This window comes from Anaeroplasma bactoclasticum (assembly GCF_003550015.1).
Classification (GTDB): domain Bacteria; phylum Bacillota_I; class Bacilli_A; order Acholeplasmatales; family Anaeroplasmataceae; genus Anaeroplasma; species Anaeroplasma bactoclasticum.
On sequence record NZ_QXEV01000010.1, the window covers coordinates 18,116 to 34,386 of the forward strand.

General features: G+C 29.9%; 16 protein-coding genes. 15 read left to right on the plus strand and 1 reads right to left on the minus strand.

The genetic code is table 11. The features are described 5' to 3' along the window. The first annotated feature begins 89 nt into the window (after positions 1 to 89). From EI71_RS05465 to EI71_RS05505, 9 genes are all read left to right on the plus strand, one after another. Positions 90 to 530 (plus strand): SWIM zinc finger family protein, encoded by a 441-nt coding sequence (locus tag EI71_RS05465; protein ID WP_119016248.1) that lies wholly within the window; start codon positions 90 to 92, stop codon positions 528 to 530. Between the two features lie 41 nt (positions 531 to 571). After that, positions 572 to 1,561, plus strand: a complete 990-nt coding sequence (locus EI71_RS05470) for a radical SAM family protein (RefSeq protein WP_147387566.1) — start codon at positions 572 to 574, stop codon at positions 1,559 to 1,561. Between the two features lie 99 nt (positions 1,562 to 1,660). Next, a complete protein-coding gene (locus tag EI71_RS05475) occupies positions 1,661 to 2,476 on the plus strand; it encodes a hypothetical protein (protein WP_211321046.1) in 816 nt (271 codons plus the stop codon). A gap of 2 nt (positions 2,477 to 2,478) precedes the next feature. Further along, the gene (locus EI71_RS05480) at positions 2,479 to 3,012 is read left to right on the plus strand and encodes a GNAT family N-acetyltransferase (RefSeq protein WP_119016251.1); all 534 of its coding nucleotides are present in this window, start codon (positions 2,479 to 2,481) and stop codon (positions 3,010 to 3,012) included. Positions 3,013 to 3,227: 215 nt separating this feature from the next. Beyond that, positions 3,228 to 3,728: an NUDIX domain-containing protein gene (locus EI71_RS05485; RefSeq protein WP_119016252.1), complete on the plus strand. Its 501-nt coding sequence runs from the start codon at positions 3,228 to 3,230 to the stop codon at positions 3,726 to 3,728. Positions 3,729 to 3,871: 143 nt separating this feature from the next. Further along, entirely contained in the window at positions 3,872 to 4,273 is a 402-nt protein-coding gene (locus EI71_RS05490) for a MarR family winged helix-turn-helix transcriptional regulator (protein ID WP_211321047.1), read from the plus strand. A gap of 1 nt (position 4,274) precedes the next feature. Continuing rightward, positions 4,275 to 4,946, plus strand: coding sequence for a nitroreductase family protein (locus EI71_RS05495; protein WP_211321048.1), 672 nt, complete (start codon positions 4,275 to 4,277; stop codon positions 4,944 to 4,946). 115 nt (positions 4,947 to 5,061) lie between these two features. Then, on the plus strand, positions 5,062 to 5,844 hold the full coding sequence (locus EI71_RS05500) for a YwaF family protein (protein ID WP_119016254.1): 783 nt from the start codon (positions 5,062 to 5,064) through the stop codon (positions 5,842 to 5,844). A 43-nt stretch (positions 5,845 to 5,887) separates the two neighbouring features. Beyond that, complete coding sequence (locus EI71_RS05505; protein ID WP_119016255.1) at positions 5,888 to 6,667, plus strand: histidinol-phosphatase; 780 nt, start codon at positions 5,888 to 5,890, stop codon at positions 6,665 to 6,667. A 32-nt stretch (positions 6,668 to 6,699) separates the two neighbouring features. Here EI71_RS05505 and EI71_RS05510 read toward each other — a convergent pair whose 3' ends face one another. Then, entirely contained in the window at positions 6,700 to 6,999 is a 300-nt protein-coding gene (locus tag EI71_RS05510; protein WP_119016256.1) for a hypothetical protein, read from the minus strand. A gap of 238 nt (positions 7,000 to 7,237) precedes the next feature. Here EI71_RS05510 and EI71_RS05515 point away from each other — a divergent pair, with 238 nt between their 5' ends. The 6 genes from EI71_RS05515 to EI71_RS05540 all read left to right on the plus strand — a co-directional run bounded on the left by EI71_RS05515 (position 7,238) and on the right by EI71_RS05540 (position 16,271). Continuing rightward, positions 7,238 to 7,873, plus strand: coding sequence for a hypothetical protein (locus EI71_RS05515; protein WP_119016257.1), 636 nt, complete (start codon positions 7,238 to 7,240; stop codon positions 7,871 to 7,873). A 72-nt stretch (positions 7,874 to 7,945) separates the two neighbouring features. Next, complete coding sequence (locus EI71_RS05520; RefSeq protein WP_119016258.1) at positions 7,946 to 9,490, plus strand: NAD-dependent epimerase/dehydratase family protein; 1,545 nt, start codon at positions 7,946 to 7,948, stop codon at positions 9,488 to 9,490. Beyond that, entirely contained in the window at positions 9,490 to 10,356 is an 867-nt protein-coding gene (locus EI71_RS05525) for an EFR1 family ferrodoxin (RefSeq protein WP_119016259.1), read from the plus strand. The genes EI71_RS05520 and EI71_RS05525 overlap by 1 nt, the downstream gene beginning before the upstream one ends. Before the next feature lie 143 nt (positions 10,357 to 10,499). Beyond that, complete coding sequence (locus EI71_RS05530) at positions 10,500 to 12,488, plus strand: EAL domain-containing protein (protein ID WP_119016260.1); 1,989 nt, start codon at positions 10,500 to 10,502, stop codon at positions 12,486 to 12,488. 162 nt (positions 12,489 to 12,650) lie between these two features. After that, positions 12,651 to 13,310 carry a hydrogenase nickel incorporation protein HypB gene (hypB, locus tag EI71_RS05535; RefSeq protein ID WP_119016261.1) on the plus strand — a complete coding sequence of 220 codons (660 nt, stop codon included), beginning with the start codon at positions 12,651 to 12,653 and terminating at the stop codon, positions 13,308 to 13,310. A gap of 18 nt (positions 13,311 to 13,328) precedes the next feature. Then, entirely contained in the window at positions 13,329 to 16,271 is a 2,943-nt protein-coding gene (locus tag EI71_RS05540) for an FAD-dependent oxidoreductase (RefSeq protein ID WP_119016262.1), read from the plus strand.

Below are 16,271 nucleotides of genomic sequence, written 5' to 3' on the forward strand. Positions count from 1 at the left end.
CAATTGTTATTACACCAACAATTTGGTCTTTTTTCATGTTATAATTAATTTATGTTTAGGTGTGAATTATCAAAGAAGAAGGTGACTGTATGGGACTAATTGATTTGGCAAGTAGTAATTCTTTTTGGAGAGGTATTGATTATTATCAATCAAAAAAAGTTAAGAATGTTAAAAAAACTAGTGATTTGGAATTTGATTCAATTGTAAGTGGAACAGAAGAATATATGGTTCATATTGATTTGAATCATCCAAGAAAATCAACATGCACTTGTCCTTTTGCAGAGGGTAGAAGGGTAATATGTAAGCATATGGTTGCTACATATTTCACAATTTACCCGGAAGAAGCTGAAAGAATTATTAAAGAACAAGAAGAATACGAAGAGGAACAAGAAAGGATATTTGATGAACATTTAAACGAGGTTAGAGAATATGTTGATAGTCTAACAGAAGATGAAGTTAGGGCAATGTTAATTAATAAATTAATGGATGAATGGTATGATGACGACGATGATGATTATTATGGGTGGTAATAGATTCGTATAACTCTCATAATAGTATAAAGGAAATAAAAATGAAACAATTATTAGATAAACATATAAATTTAGTTGTAGACATGCATGGATGTCCCAATAGGTGCATGCACTGCTGGCTTGGTGATGTTCCAAATAACATAATACCTGATGCGATGGATTTAAAAATAGTAAATCGATTTAAAGAATATTTTAAGGATGTAACCTTTTATAGCTGGTTAAGAGAACCAGATTTCTTTCAAGATTATAAAAATAGATGGACTTTGGATAATGAATTATCTAATACAAAGCCTAATAGGTTTGAGCTTGCATCATTTTATAAGATTGTAAGAGATATAAACTATGTTAAATTCTTAAAGGAAGTTGGAACTAAAAAGGTTCAGTTAACCTTCTTTGGCATGGAAGAATTAACTGATAAATATATTGGAAGAAAAGGAGCCTTTAATGAGCTTTTACTTGCAACAACTATTTTACAAGAAAATGATATATCTCCTAGATGGCAAATATTCATTAATGAAGAAAATAAAGATGAAATATTAGATGTAATACATATTGCAAAAAATAATAATGTTAAGGATATCTTTATACATGCAGGATCCTGTGATGGCAATAATAGAAAGCTATATGATATAAGAATAAATAAAGAGGATATCTATAAAGAATTAATTCCTTATTATTTAGACTATAATGAATTATTAACAGAAAAGGAATGCTATAAATTATTAGAAAATGATAATAGCTATTTTATACCTGATTCTAGTGAATTAGTAATAAATATAACTTCAGATTATAATATGTATTTCAATTACACTAATCCAAGTAAAAAGTGGAGAATAGGTAATGTATTTGATGATAATTTTGAAGAAATTGTAAATAGAATTATAAATAAAGATATAGAGGCAATACGTATTGCAAAATCTATTCCTATAAAGGATTTAGTTAAAAAATATGGAAATTATAATTCGAATAGGGTATTCTTTTTAGATGATTATAAAATGTATTTATTAAATAATGAATTAAATAATAATTAAACATATCTCCATAAGTACAAATGAATACTTATGGAGTTTTTATTACAGTATTCATTTCTATTTTTATAAAAATAGTGTAAAATTAAAGAAATAAAGGAAGTGATTCCCTTGAAAATCGTTATTAAAGAATTAGATACTAAAGAAGTATGGGATCAAGTACTATATTTTAGATTAGAAAATTATCCTAAGATTAGTGATTATGAAATGAAATGCTTAATTGATTTCATTTCATATGAAAAAATGTATCAAAGAGATTGTCCTATTGAATGTGAGGATAAAGAATTATTATCATTTATCTATAAGGAATTAGATAATAAAGATTGGTATAAGGATATAAATGTACCTAAAATAATTAAAATACCATTAATGAATAAAAATTATGGTGGATATTTAACAGATTATGTATCTCATACTACAGATATAGAATCTGCTAAAAGTATATTTAAATCAGGAAAGTTAAAGGCTGCATATCTAGTTAGTGATAAAAGTGTAGAAGAATTACAAAAAGAAAAAAGAAATGCTGCAAATGATCCAATTGATTATTTTTATTATGTAATGTTTGCGTGGGGAAATCATTTTGGTGATTCCTTAGTTATGGAAAGAGAATTAAAAAGATTTCCTACTAGCTTAGATTATAAAATTAGATTTAAACCAGGTATAAGATTCATATTTAAATATGATAAGCTAATACACCACCCAAATTGTGTATTTGATGGTGTATTACCACTTAAAATTAAAGATAGTGTAATCCTTAAGGATTGGGTATATAAAATCATAATTCCTAAGGAATACTATAGTAGTTTAATAGGCTATATACCACAGTATTTATTTGATAGAATTCATTATGTCGACGATAAAGGATTAGATATATGGGATTATAATAAAAAAGTATATGAATTAATAATGGAGGAATAGTTATGGGTGAAATTGAACTTAAAAAACCAACCTTAGAATATAAGGATCAGGTAATGAAATATAAAGAGGATTTCTTAAAGAATAACCAAAGATTTGATGGTTGCTGCAAGCTTGAAGAATGTAATACCTATGAGGAATGGTTAGAGTTTGAAAAAAGAAATAAAAAGAATTATTTATGGGGCTATGTACCATCTACTATTTATTTAGCTGTAAGAAAAAGCGATAATAAGGTAGTAGGTATAGTAGATTTCCGCCATGAGCTAACTCCATTTTTATTGAACTTTGGTGGTAATGTAGGATTTAGTGTTGCCATAGATGAAAGAAAAAAGGGCTATGCAACAGAAATAGTTTCTTTAATTAAAGAAGAAGCTAAAAAAATAGGCTTACATGAAATATTAATTACCTGTGATGGTATTAATGAAGGTTCATCTAAGGCAATTCTTAGAAATGGTGGTATACTTGAAGATGATGTTGTAGATGAGGCAGGTTTAACTAAATCTGGTCTCATTCAAAGATATTGGATAGAAATAAAATAATTATAAATTGAATTTATCAAAATTATAAGAATTATAAATTTGTGTAATATAATTATTATATTTATAAGTTTAATTTATTATTATGAATAAAATTATAAATTCTATTTATATTGCAATATATATCTTACAAAACAAATCTTAATACATTAAACGATAAATGAAATTTATAAGAATGATAAGATATATAAATTTTCTTTATGTAGAAAGGCTTTATTATGATAGTACAAAAGTGTTGCCCAGAATGTGGAAGTTTACTAATTGAAAAGGAATTAGATAATGAGGGAATGGTTCCTTATTGTAATAGCTGTAAGGAATATAGATTCCCTATGTATAATGTTGCAGTATCTATGATTACTATAGATACAAAAAACAATAATGTATTATTGATCCAGCAATATGGAAAAAAGGATAATATATTAGTTGCTGGATATGTAAATATTACGGAATCCTTAGAAAATGCAGTTTATAGAGAATTAAAGGAGGAGATGAATTTAATTCCAAGTAGAATTGAATTTAATGCAACTAAGTATTTTCCTAAAACAAATACCTTAATGTGTAATTTTATAGCATATATGGAAGATATATCAAAACTTAAGACAAATAATGAAATAGATAGCTTTAATTGGTTTTCATTTATTGATGGTTTATCTAATATAAAGCCTGATTCGACTGCTAAATATTTTTATGAATTATTTTATGAAAAATATGTTAAATAGTTGATTATTTAGAATGACTTCGGTCATTCTTTTTTTTATGCTAATCATCTTGACGATATTTGATTCTTATGTTAAAATGTTCAATATAGAACAGTTCGATATTGAACGGAAGTGATAAAATGAGTGAGGCTTTCTGGGATTCGATGAATCAATTTAAAAATGCATATGATGAAATGATGAACGATGTTTGCCAAAAGTTTGGCATAAATCCTGCGGAAGCAAACATCATTTTATTCTTAGGAAGAAGAAAGGAAGATACCGCAACAGATATTGTGAAATATACCGGGTATTCGAAATCGAATGTATCTACTGCGGTAAGAAAGCTAGAGCTAGGGAATTATTTAGAAACAATTTGTCTCAATTCCAATAGAAGAACGATTCATTTAAAACTTAAGGATAAAGCGAAGCCTGTAATTAGCTATTACCAAAGGCAAAAGAAAAAATTAGAACAAGAGCTATTTAAAAATTTTACAAGTGATGAATTAAATGCCTTATTCTTATTATCTAATAAGGTATCTAATAATATAGTTGGGAAGGTGAATTAATATGATGAAAATGGAAGAAGCAATGAGAAAAAGACATACAGTAAGAAAATATTCGGATAAGAAATTATCGGAATCATTCATTGATGTATTAAATGAAAGAGTTGAGATGAATAATCAAAAATATCATTTAAATATGAAGCTTGAGGTAAAAGACCATAAGGCTATCCCTTTAATCTTTAGATTATTAATCTGCAAGGGTGTTAAAAATTATGTAGTCCTTGCAGGAGATAATTCTAAGGATTTAGCGGAGCGTATCGGTTATGCTGGATCGGATATCATGTTATTTGCCCAAACCCTAGGATTAAATAGCTGGTGGGTTTCTGGTACTTATAATAAGTACCATGTAAGAAAAAAGGTTAAAAATTCCACAGTTTGTGGAATACTAGTTATAGGCTATGGTATTCATGAAGGTATTCCTCATAAAAGTGATAAAACCCCATTAGATATTTCAAGCTATACATCAGGAGATACTCCTGAATGGTTTAAAGAAGGAGTAGAGGCAGCTCTATTAGCTCCTACTGCCTTAAACCGTCAGAAATTTAAAATTATTGGCAATGAAAATAAGGTTAAAATTGAAATTGAAGATGGAGCATTTTATGGGCTAGATAAGGGTATTATTAAATATCATTTTGAACTTGGTGCTGGAAAAGAAAATTTTGAGTGGGAAGATTAGTATAATCACCCAATAATTTTGTTATAAGAAACGCTTACATCACTCCTCTTTTGTAAAATTTATTTGACATTTTTTTCAAATGAGACTATCATTGAATTAGGGAGGAGGGACAATTATGGATTTCTTTAGCGATAGATTTGCATACCCGGTTTGTGGTATGTATAGTTTAGGACACTTCATTTTTGTACTTATCATTGGTATTTTAATTGTCCTTGGTGTTAATTTATCTAAAAATTTAACAAAAGAAGGACTAAGAAAACAAACTCTAATCATCATGATTATTTTATGGGCATTAGAGATATTTAAAATTGGGTTTAATCACTTAAAAGGTTATTTTGGATGGGACAATTGGGTGCCACTTGCTTTCTGTAGCTTATTACTTTATGCTGGATGGCTATCCTTATCTAAAAATGAAGTGATTCATAAAATGGGAGTTACTTGGATTATTGTTGGTGGATTGATTGGTGGTGCAAGCTATTTACTTTATCCTTCCACATCCTTAACTGAGGTTCAAGCATTCCATTTCCTAGCATTCCATGGTATGGGATATCATGGTACTATGGTATATTTGGGAATTTTGTATTTCATTCATGGTGATGTTGAAATATCTGTTAAGAATTTTAAATATTATTTCTTGTTCTTATTCGTTGTATTCCCAATTGTTATTGCACTTGATTATATCTTCGGTGTAAATTTAATGTTCTTTAGAGATGCATATAATTTACATGATTTTGTAAAGGCAGTAAATGCATGGAACCAACCAATATATACATGTATTGTTGTATTATTCTATTTAGTACTTCCATATTTCCTTATTTATGGAATCGATAAGGTTGGAGATTTCATTCATAAGAAGAAGGAAAATACATTATTTACTGAAACAGAAGTAAAAGAATAAAAAAGAACTTTAACGTTCTTTTTTTTCTTATTTGGAGGAGAAGATGTATAAAGAAAATTATCATACACATATGAGATTATGCCATCATGCAGAGGGGAATATTGAAGATTATGTATTAAAAGCTATATCCTTAGGATTTACTCGCTTAGGTATATCCGATCATGGACCAATAAAAAATCCTGGATTTCCTCGCATGAGTTTAGAAGAATTTAAAAATGAATATATAACTGAGTTTAAATATTGTAAAAATAAATATAAAAATATCCATTTATATTTGGGATTAGAAATGGAATATTTTTATGGAATGGATAACTATTATAAAGAATTACTAAAAGACTGTGATTATTTAATTTTAGGAAATCATTATTATTCTGGATATGTGAACAGAAATGAGACATCAAGCTATAATTGTAATACTAAAGAGAAATTAGAAGAATATGTTAAATTAGTAGAGGATGCACTGAATACGGGATTCTTTAAAATACTTGCTCACCCAGATTTCTTTTTATGTGGATATCCAAAGTGGGATAAGATGGTTGATAATTCAGTAAGAAGAATATGTCTTGCATGTATTAAAAATCATGTTTTATTAGAATGTAATTGTAATGGCTTCAACAAGGGTAAAAAGGATTTTATAGACTTTATAGATTATATGTATCCAAATTATCATTTCTTTCAAATTGTAAGTGAATATAAGGATTTAGAAGTCATTGTATCTAGCGATGCACATAAGCCTATAGATTTAGATTCTAATTTAGAATTGGGTTATAAGCTATTAGAATCTTTAGGTATAAAACCTAAATTACACCCTTTAGACAAATAAAAAAGGCCTTAAGGCCTTTTTATATTTTGATACTATTTTTTGTCTAAATCCTTGATTTCCACTGATTTATCACGATTAACGGATAAGGCAGTAAGCTTAACATTTAAAGCACAAGAGAAGAATCTTTCAATATCATCAATGATAACTTCGCTAGCATTTAAGTGATCTAATGTAACTGGAGTAGGAATATTTAAGCCATAGCCTTGAGCCTTAACTAATAATCTTTCTACTCTAGCCTGAGATTCACAAAGGATTGGAACATTCTTTTCTGCGCTTAGGGATAGTAGCTCCTTTGTCTTGCCACTTCCTGGGTTTCCTAAAATAATTTTCATGTATGCCTCCTGGATTTAATTTGTAATGTATCTTGTATCTTCTATTATAGTATAGTTTCTTTATGAAATCTATATGAAAAAATAAAAAACTAAATTTTGGCTTTCATTGTTTGTTTTCATAATAAATGTGTTATTCCTGTACAATAAAACGTTTTAGATTCCGTTTATCATTTATAAAATTGTCATTTGAATGAAAAAGTGATATTATTGTTAAATGGTTGAAAGGAGAAATTGAAAAATGAAAAAAACTTTACAGACTGCCATTACTACATGGATTACAGCAGCTATCATTTTAACTGTTGGTATTTTATGTATTGTTGCCCAAAATGCAAATGGTGATGTAACAAGTAATGCTTATGATGCAATTTCTATTGTACTTGGTGTTACATTAATTATTGTTTCTGCATTAGGTTTAATCTTAAATGCCTTAGTGTTAAAAAGAACAGCAGCAGCTGAAACATTAGTAAATGGTATCATTCTTGCAGCAGGTATTTACCTTGTTGTACAAAAGCAGGCAGGCTACCTATTACATGTATTAACAGATTATTCTGCATATGTAATGCTAGTTATTGGTTGCTTATTCGTTGTTGATGCAATTTTAGTATTAGTATTTGGCTTAAAGGCTAAGGCTGATAAGAAGGTATTAATCGTTCCTGTTCTAGCTGAATTCATTTTAGGTGCAGTTGCAGTTGTACTTGGAACATTAGCATTACCAAGTGTAAATGTAATTTCTAAGAGATTAACTATCTTAGGTATTATCTTAATCACTTATGCATTATTCTTAGTTGCTGTTGGCGTATTATCCTTCTTAGGTAAGAATCCTAAAAAGTCAAATGAAGCACTAGATGTAGAAGTTAAAGAAGTTGAAGAATAAGAGGATAAAATCCTCTTTTCTTTTTTCTCCTTTTTGAATATAATGTAAGAAAAACAATTTGGAAGTGATTTTATGCTTGTATGCTTGACTGGCGCAACAGGAAACATGGGACAATCTGTCTTAAAGGAATTATTAAGCTATGATAAAATTGATAGGATTCGTCTTTTTATATTAACGGATGATCCCCTATATAATAGAGTAAAAGGCTTAATTAACAAAAATAAAAATAGAATTTCTATTGTTCATGGTAATTTAGGAAATAAAGAAGATGTAAGAAGATTCCTATTTGGGGCAGATTATGTAATTAATTTGGCTGCTGTAATACCACCAAAAAGTGATAAGAATCCTAAGGCTGCAATTGAATGTAATGAAATTGGTGTTAAAAATATTGTAAATGTTATGGAAGATATGACGCCACAGCCAAAATTAATTCATACATCCTCTGTAGCCTTATATGGTAATAGAAATGAAAATCATCCTTTTGGTATGGTTGGAGATCCACTTTTAGTATCTCCATTTGATATATATTCTGTAACAAAGCTAAGAGGAGAGCTTTATGTTTTAGAATCTAATATTCGCTACTATGCTATATTAAGACAATCCGCAATGCTACATAAATATATGTTAATGGATAATATCAGTGATGGATTAATGTTCCATACCTGCTTTAATTCTCCTTTAGAATGGGTAACTCAAGAGGATTCTGGAGTATTAATTAAAAATATCATTAAAAGAGATATAGAAGAAAATGATCTAGATAAAATATTTTGGAGACGTGTATTTAATATTGGTGCAAAAAAAGAAAATAGAATTACAGGCTATACTACTCTAAGTGATGGCTTTAAGCTAATGGGTGGAAATACCAAAAAGATGTTTAAACCTGATTTTAACGCAACCAGAAATTTCCATGGAATGTGGTTTTATGATGGAGATAAGCTTGAAGAATTATTCCATTATCAAAAGGATACCTGCAAGGATTACTGGGCTAGAATGAAAAAAAGGTATTGGTATTATACATTTGGTAGAATTATACCAGCTAAGCTTATTTCTAAGCTTGTTATCCAAAGATTATTTAAGGATAATAATTCTATTAAATATTGGTATAACCATAAGGATGATGCAAGAATATTTGCATCCTTTGGTGGTTATAAGGAATATGAAAAAATAGGCAAGGATTGGAATAATTTTTATCTTTTAGATGAAAATAAAAAATCCAATGGAGATTTTATTTCTTTTGAAGATTTAAGAGAAAAAAGAAATGCAAAGCTAATTGATTATGGATATGATATAAAAAAGGATATTTATACACTTGATGAGGCTGATTTTAAAAACATAGCTAAATTACATGGTGGAGAAATGGTATCTCCTTTTGAAGGATTATTTATTCCTGCATTATTTAAAAACTCTGATGGTATAGAATTTATGATGAAGCCCTACAGCATACTTGCAGGTCACTGGATGAATATTACTTATAGAGAATATAAATGGGATTTTGATAGGCTTGCTAAAAAAGATAAGATTTATGCATCCATTTGGTATGATTCTCATAAAGTAGATGAGGATAAGCTATATTCTATGGATTTAAAATTTAATTCTTTTATGGAGGATATAAAATAATGAAGGCAATCCTTTGTTATTTTTCCGCAACAGGAAATACCAAAAAATGTGTAGAGGAATATAAAAAGAATTTAGAATCCTTAAATGTAGAAGTATCTATTCATAATATCGATGATGGATTTATAAGTGATACATCTAATTATGATTTGGTATTCTTTGCATATCCTATTCATGGCTTTAATGCACCAGAAAATGTATTAAAGTTTGCAAAGCATTTAAAAAAAGAAGAGAAGAAAAAGAGATTAATTATTCTTAAAACCTCAGGTGAGCATTTAAGAATAAATAATATTTCTTCATATTCTTTACTTAGAATCTTAAAAAGAAGAAATTATTATTTAACTAATGAATATCATTATTTAATGCCTTATGATATTATTTTCCGTCATACAGATTTAATGGCATATAATATGTATGAGACCATGAAGGGTTTAATTCCTTTAGATATAAAGGATATATTAGATAATAAACAAGTAAAACTAAAATATATGCCCTTTGGTCATATCATTCAGCTAATTATGCTAATAGAACATCCAGGAGCTAAAATTAATGGTTGGTTTATGCATACGAATAAGAATTGTGTTTCTTGTGGTATGTGTGAAAAGATATGTCCTGTTAAAAATATAACAATCGATGATAAGGGTAAGGTTCATTTTAAAAATCACTGTCTTATGTGTACAAGATGTGCATTCTTATGCCCTAAGAATGCGATTGTCTTTGGCTTATTTAATTCTTGGAAGGTTAATGGAAAATATTCCTTCATAAAGCCAGATTATGAAGAAATCAATAAGCATAAAAGATATTGTAAAGGATCTTATGAAAGATATTTTAATGAAGCTAGTAAGAGAATAGAAGAAAGTATAAAATAAGATTATGGCAAATCAAGGGTTTGCCATTTTCTTTATTTAAAACATTTTTTCTATTTTATTTAATTAAAACACTGCTATCAGCGAATTTATTTGAAAGCGTTTTAAGATAATGTTATAATGGATTTATTGAGGAGGATAAAAGTATGGTAGGAAGCTATTTTATATATCTAGATGCATGCGCGATAGTTTTGTATTTAGCATTAATCTTTTCTATTATAAGTAGAAAAAAGGTTAATACCAAAAAGGGTAAGCTATTATTATCTATGTTTATCGTAGGCGCTATTAGTGCTTTAGCTGATATATTAAGCATCAATAGTAATATGGGTACTATACCTGTATTTATTGCAAGTGGAATATATTTAGCCTCTAGAGCTTTTACATCCTTTGGATTCTGTTTATATTTTATATGTGCTACAGATAACTGTCATAGGTTTTATAAGAAACCCTATTTACGGTTATTGCTTGCACTACCATTCCTTGCAATTTTGGGATTAATCATTTCTAATTGGTGGACAGGATATATGTATACTGTTACTGATGGTGTATATGAAAGAGGTATGGTAATTACTTATGGTATTATGATATTTAGTGCTGCAATCTATATGATTATAGCTTTAGTATTTATCATAATTTATCGTGATTTCTTTACTAAGGGTAAAAAGTTTGCGATTGCATTTATTTATATATTAGTTGCAGTTGCGCTATTAATTCAAACATTAAAGAGCCTTTGGCTAATTGAAGAATTAGCTAGTGCTATAGGATTTTTGATTTTATTAGATGTAATCGAAAGAAGTGAGCTTACATTTGATTATGATATAGGCTTTAAAAAGTATTCTACATTTAAAGAGGATGCTTATATGGCAGCTAGAACAAATAAGAAATCAGCTCTTATTTTTGTTAAAGTAATAAATGATTCCTTATTAGGCTCTAGATTAACCTATCAAGAGGAATGCTCTGTAAGAAGAACTATTGGTGAAATAATGAAGGCTACAGCTAAGGATTTTTCCTTAAAGGGTGAGTATTATTATTTAGGACAGGGATCATTTTCAGCAGTGTTTACAAATGAAATAGAAGAAAATGCAGAATCCTATGCAATGACTTTAAGAAGAAGATTAAATGTTCCTGTAAAATGTGATTTTGGTATTGTTGATTTATATTCTAATGTTGCAGTGGTTTATTGTCCTAAGGATATTAATTCCCATGAAACATCCTTAACCTTCTTGGATAATTTTATTCATATTCCAAAGGTTTTAGATACTGTACTTGATTTATCTAAGGTACCAAATCGTATAGATTTCGAAATCAATATGAATATGGCATCTATTATTAAACGAGGATTAATGTATCAAAAATTTGATGTTTATTTCCAACCTATATATTCCGTTAAGGATAAAGCATTTACTCGTGCTGAGGCATTACTTAGATTAATGGATGATAAATATGGTGAAATCAAACCAGAACAATTCTTAAGTGAAGCGGAAAGAAATGGTTCTATTCATAAGATTGGTGATATTGTATTTGATAAGGTATGCTCCTTTATTGCATCTAATGAATTTAAAAAATCTGGTTTAGAGAAAATTGAAATTAATCTATCCGTTTCTCAGTGTGCCAATGAGGATTTACCAATCCACATAATGGATTGCGTAAAAAGATATAATGTATCTCCAAGTAGGATTAATTTAGAAATAACAGAAACCTCTGATGCTTATTCTAGAAAAATGATGGAGGATAATATTAAGGTATTAAAGGAATTAGGCTTTAGCTTTTCCTTAGATGATTATGGTAATGGCTATTCTTCTATGGATAATGTATCCTCTATGCCTGTAGATACTATTAAATTAGATAGAACATTAACAAATAATGATAATCCTGATATGAAGGTAATGTTTGAGCATTCCATTAAAATGATTAAGGATTTGAAAAAGAAAATTGTTATCGAAGGTGTAGAAAATGAAGATATCTTGAAGCATTTTGAATCCGACTTATGTGATTATATTCAAGGATTCTATTTTTCTAAGCCTTTACCTAAGGAAGATTTAATTAAATTCTTATTTGTTAAAAAGGGTATTATAAAAGAAGGGGAAGAACTTCCAAAAGAAAATGAAGAAATGAATGATGAAGCAGCAAATTAAGCTGCTTCATTTTCTTCAAAATAGTGTTTATTATTTCAATAAAAACTTTAACGCTGTTTTTGTACAATTTTTTCGTAAATTGATAGAAAAAATTGAGGTCTATGATATTCCATTTATTTATAATAAATGATAGAATGAAACTAAAGAAGATATGGTGAGTTTATGAACGATGTAGATATTTTATTAGTAAAAGAAAGTATTTTTAAAAATAATGATGAAAGAGCAAAAGTTTTAAGAGATGAGCTTACAAAGAAAAACCTTTTATTTGTTAATGTGATGTCATCTCCAGGTAGTGGTAAAACAACTACCTTATGTGCCATTATTGAAAAATTAAAAAAAGATTTAAATATAGCTGTAATGGAAGCAGATATTGATTCGGATTGTGATGCAAGATTAATTAAAGAAAAAACAGGCGCAAGAGTCATTCAGCTTCATACAGGTGGAATGTGTCATTTAGATTCGGATATGACAAGACAAGGCTTAGATAAAATGGGTATTGATGGCATTGATTTATGCTTTTTAGAAAATATAGGTAATTTAGTTTGTCCTGCGGAATTTGATACTGGGGCTCATTTAAATATGGTTATTTTATCTATCCCAGAAGGAGACGATAAGCCAATTAAGTATCCACTTATGTTTCAAGTTGCAGATATTGTTGTAATTAATAAAATAGATACCTTACCAATTTTTGATTTTGATATTAATCAATGTATCCAAAATATTCAAAAAATAAATAAGAAAGCCAAGGTATTCTTAGTCTCAGCCAAGACTAAAGAAGGAATTAGTGAATTAAGTAAATATTTAGCTTTATATAAAATATAAGAAAACGAGGGGATTTGTATGGCTAAAAAAATAGGAAAGCTTGATGTTGTTCCAACCTATCCAGGAGCAAGATCAGTTCATGAGGGAGAAAAACCATCTAGGGAGAAAGTAGTTAAGCTTGGTAAGAAGATTACCGATGTTTTAGACCATAAGCTAAAAGGAGTTAAAACAGAGGACCCTGAATATTGGGGACTTGCAGAAATCTTAACAGATGAAATGTGTGATATCGCACTAAAGATGAAAATTCGTACTCCATATAGCTTTGAAGAAATGAAAAAGCTATGTCCTGAACAATCTAGTGATCCAGAGCATTTCAAAAAGATATTAGATGAAATGGCATATATTGGATTATTAGAATTAGAATGGGGATACCATTTTGATCATAATGGTAGAACTGCACCACAGGATAATGATGTTAAATATATTCTTGCAATCTTTGTTCCTGGTTCTGCAGAAATGTTTAATATGGATGAAACTCCAGATTGTAGAAATCCACGTCTAGAAGAGCATAGAGCAGTTGCGAACTTCTTTGAAAGAATGACCTATATCCCACTTGCCGGTATTACTCAAATGGTACCAGAGGGTGGTTCTGGTGTTGGTATGCATGTCATTCCAGTTGAAGAAGCCATATCTATGAATAATGAAGCCCTAGATATTGAAAAGCTATCCTATTGGTTAAAGAAATATGATGGTGAAATTGGTGTTGGACAGTGCTCCTGTAGAGCTTCTCGTAAGTTACTCGGTACTGCCGATGACCCACAAGGCTGTGCAGATGACCAGTGGGGCTGGTGTATTGGTTTGGGTGATTTTGCAAGATATTGTAGAGAAACCGGTAAGGGTCATCCAATTACAGCAGATGAGGCTATTGCTATATTAAAGAAGGGTGAAGAACAAGGATTCGTTCATCAGATTACAAATATTGATGGTGAAAATAAGATCTTTGGTATTTGTAACTGTAATATCAATATTTGTAACGCCTTAAGAACTTCCCAGCTATTTAATACTCCAAATCTATCTAGAAGTGCATATACAGCTAAGGTGACTCCGGAAAACTGTGTTGCTTGTGGTAGATGTGTAGAATACTGTCCTGCAGGTGCTGTAAAGCTTGGTCAAAAGCTATGTACAAAACAAGGACCTATTGTATATCCTCGTCATGAGCTTCCAGATTGGAATAAGTGGGGACCAGATAAGTGGGACCCAGATTATAGAGATAATAATCGTATTAACTGTTATGATACAGGTACAGCGCCATGTAAAACTGCCTGTCCTGCCCATATCGCAATTCAAGGCTATTTAAAAATGGCTGCCCAGGGTAGATATGAAGATGCCTTAGCCTTAATTAAAAAGGAAAATCCATTCCCTGCAGTCTGTGGTAGAATTTGTAACAAAAGATGTGAGGCTGCATGTACTAGAGGTACAGTAGATGAGGCTGTTGCGATTGATGCAGTAAAGAAGTTTATTGCAGAGCGTGACTTACATGCAAAAACTAGATATATTCCAAAAATTGAAATGGCAGTATCTCCTGCAAGACAAATTAAATTAGACCATTGGGAACAAAAGATTGCAATTATTGGTGCAGGTCCTGCCGGACTTTCTTGTGCATATTATCTTGCAATTAAAGGATATAAGCCAGTAGTATTTGAAAAGAACCAAAAGCCAGGTGGAATGATGGTTTATGGTATTCCATCTTATAAGCTTGAAAAGGATGTCATTGAAGCTGAAATTGATATAATTAGAGCTTTAGGTGTAGAAATTAGATGTGGCGTTGAGGTTGGTAAGGATATTACTATTTCTGAACTTAGAAAAGAAGGCTTTATGGCATTCTATTTAGCTATTGGTTGCCAGGGTGGTAATTTACCTGGAATTGATGGACAAGATGCTAAGGGCGTTGAAATTGCAGTTGATTTCTTACATAAGGCTACAGAGGATAACACAACTAAGTGGACTGGGGATGTCGTAGTTGTTGGTGGTGGTAATGTTGCGGTTGACTGCGCAAGAACTGCCAAAAGATTCACATCAGGAAATGTTACAATGCTATCTTTGGAAACTAAAGATACAATGCCTGCATCTAAAGATGAAATAGAAGAAACATTAGAAGATGGCATTGAAATTAAAAATGCTTGGGGTCCTAAGGAAATTAAGAAGGATAAGGATGGAAATGTTTCATCTATCATCTTTAAAAAATGTATTCAAACCATTGACCCTAAAACAAAGATGTTCTCCCCTTTATATGATGAGAATGAATTATTAGAAATTAAGGCAAGCCATGTAATCTTCGCAATTGGTCAAAAGGTTGTCTATGGTGATTTATTAAAGGGCACTAAGGTTGAATTTGGTAGAGGTAATAGACCACTTGCTGATCCATTAACATATCAAACGAAGGAAAGAGATATCTTCGTTGGTGGAGACGTCTACACCGGACCTAAGTTTGTTATTGATGCGATTGCCCAAGGTAAGAACGCAAGTGAATCCCTACACCGCTTTGTGCATGAGGGTGCATCCTTAACTATTGGTAGAAATAGAAGAGAATTTATTGAACTTGATAAGGAAAATATTGTACTTGGTGAATATGATACAGCTAAAAGACAAACAGCTATGCCAGATAGTAACGCTAAACCATTATCCTTCAAGGATTATTCTGGTACACTAACTGAAGAACAGGTTAAGATTGAAACTAAGAGATGTTTAGGCTGTGGTGCATCCATTGTTGACCCTAATAAGTGTATTGGCTGTGGTATTTGTACAACAAAGTGTGAATTTGATGCTATTCACTTAGTAAGAGATCATCCAAATGCTTCTAATATGAGAAGAAGCGAAGATAAGTTTAAATATATTCTTCCATATTCTGCAAAGCGTGCATTTAAGATTTTATTTAAGGTAAAGCCTGAAGAACAAAAGAAATATGAGAAGGATTATAAGGCTTATAAAAAGAAAGTAGCAGAAGCAAAGAAGGATAAATAA

Bases quoted from the DNA above. Each gene is read 5' to 3' on its own strand.
- EI71_RS05465 (WP_119016248.1), top strand. From the start codon at position 90: ATGGGACTAATTGATTTGGCAAGTAGTAATTCTTTTTGGAGAGGTATT.
- EI71_RS05470 (WP_147387566.1), top strand. From the start codon at position 572: ATGAAACAATTATTAGATAAACATATAAATTTAGTTGTAGACATGCAT.
- EI71_RS05480 (WP_119016251.1), top strand. From the start codon at position 2,479: ATGGGTGAAATTGAACTTAAAAAACCAACCTTAGAATATAAGGATCAG.
- EI71_RS05485 (WP_119016252.1), top strand. From the start codon at position 3,228: ATGATAGTACAAAAGTGTTGCCCAGAATGTGGAAGTTTACTAATTGAA.
- EI71_RS05490 (WP_211321047.1), top strand. From the start codon at position 3,872: ATGAATCAATTTAAAAATGCATATGATGAAATGATGAACGATGTTTGC.
- EI71_RS05495 (WP_211321048.1), top strand. From the start codon at position 4,275: ATGATGAAAATGGAAGAAGCAATGAGAAAAAGACATACAGTAAGAAAA.
- EI71_RS05500 (WP_119016254.1), top strand. From the start codon at position 5,062: ATGGATTTCTTTAGCGATAGATTTGCATACCCGGTTTGTGGTATGTAT.
- EI71_RS05505 (WP_119016255.1), top strand. From the start codon at position 5,888: ATGTATAAAGAAAATTATCATACACATATGAGATTATGCCATCATGCA.
- EI71_RS05510 (WP_119016256.1), bottom strand. From the start codon at position 6,999: ATGAAAATTATTTTAGGAAACCCAGGAAGTGGCAAGACAAAGGAGCTA.
- EI71_RS05515 (WP_119016257.1), top strand. From the start codon at position 7,238: ATGAAAAAAACTTTACAGACTGCCATTACTACATGGATTACAGCAGCT.
- EI71_RS05520 (WP_119016258.1), top strand. From the start codon at position 7,946: ATGCTTGTATGCTTGACTGGCGCAACAGGAAACATGGGACAATCTGTC.
- EI71_RS05525 (WP_119016259.1), top strand. From the start codon at position 9,490: ATGAAGGCAATCCTTTGTTATTTTTCCGCAACAGGAAATACCAAAAAA.
- EI71_RS05530 (WP_119016260.1), top strand. From the start codon at position 10,500: ATGGTAGGAAGCTATTTTATATATCTAGATGCATGCGCGATAGTTTTG.
- hypB (WP_119016261.1), top strand. From the start codon at position 12,651: ATGAACGATGTAGATATTTTATTAGTAAAAGAAAGTATTTTTAAAAAT.
- EI71_RS05540 (WP_119016262.1), top strand. From the start codon at position 13,329: ATGGCTAAAAAAATAGGAAAGCTTGATGTTGTTCCAACCTATCCAGGA.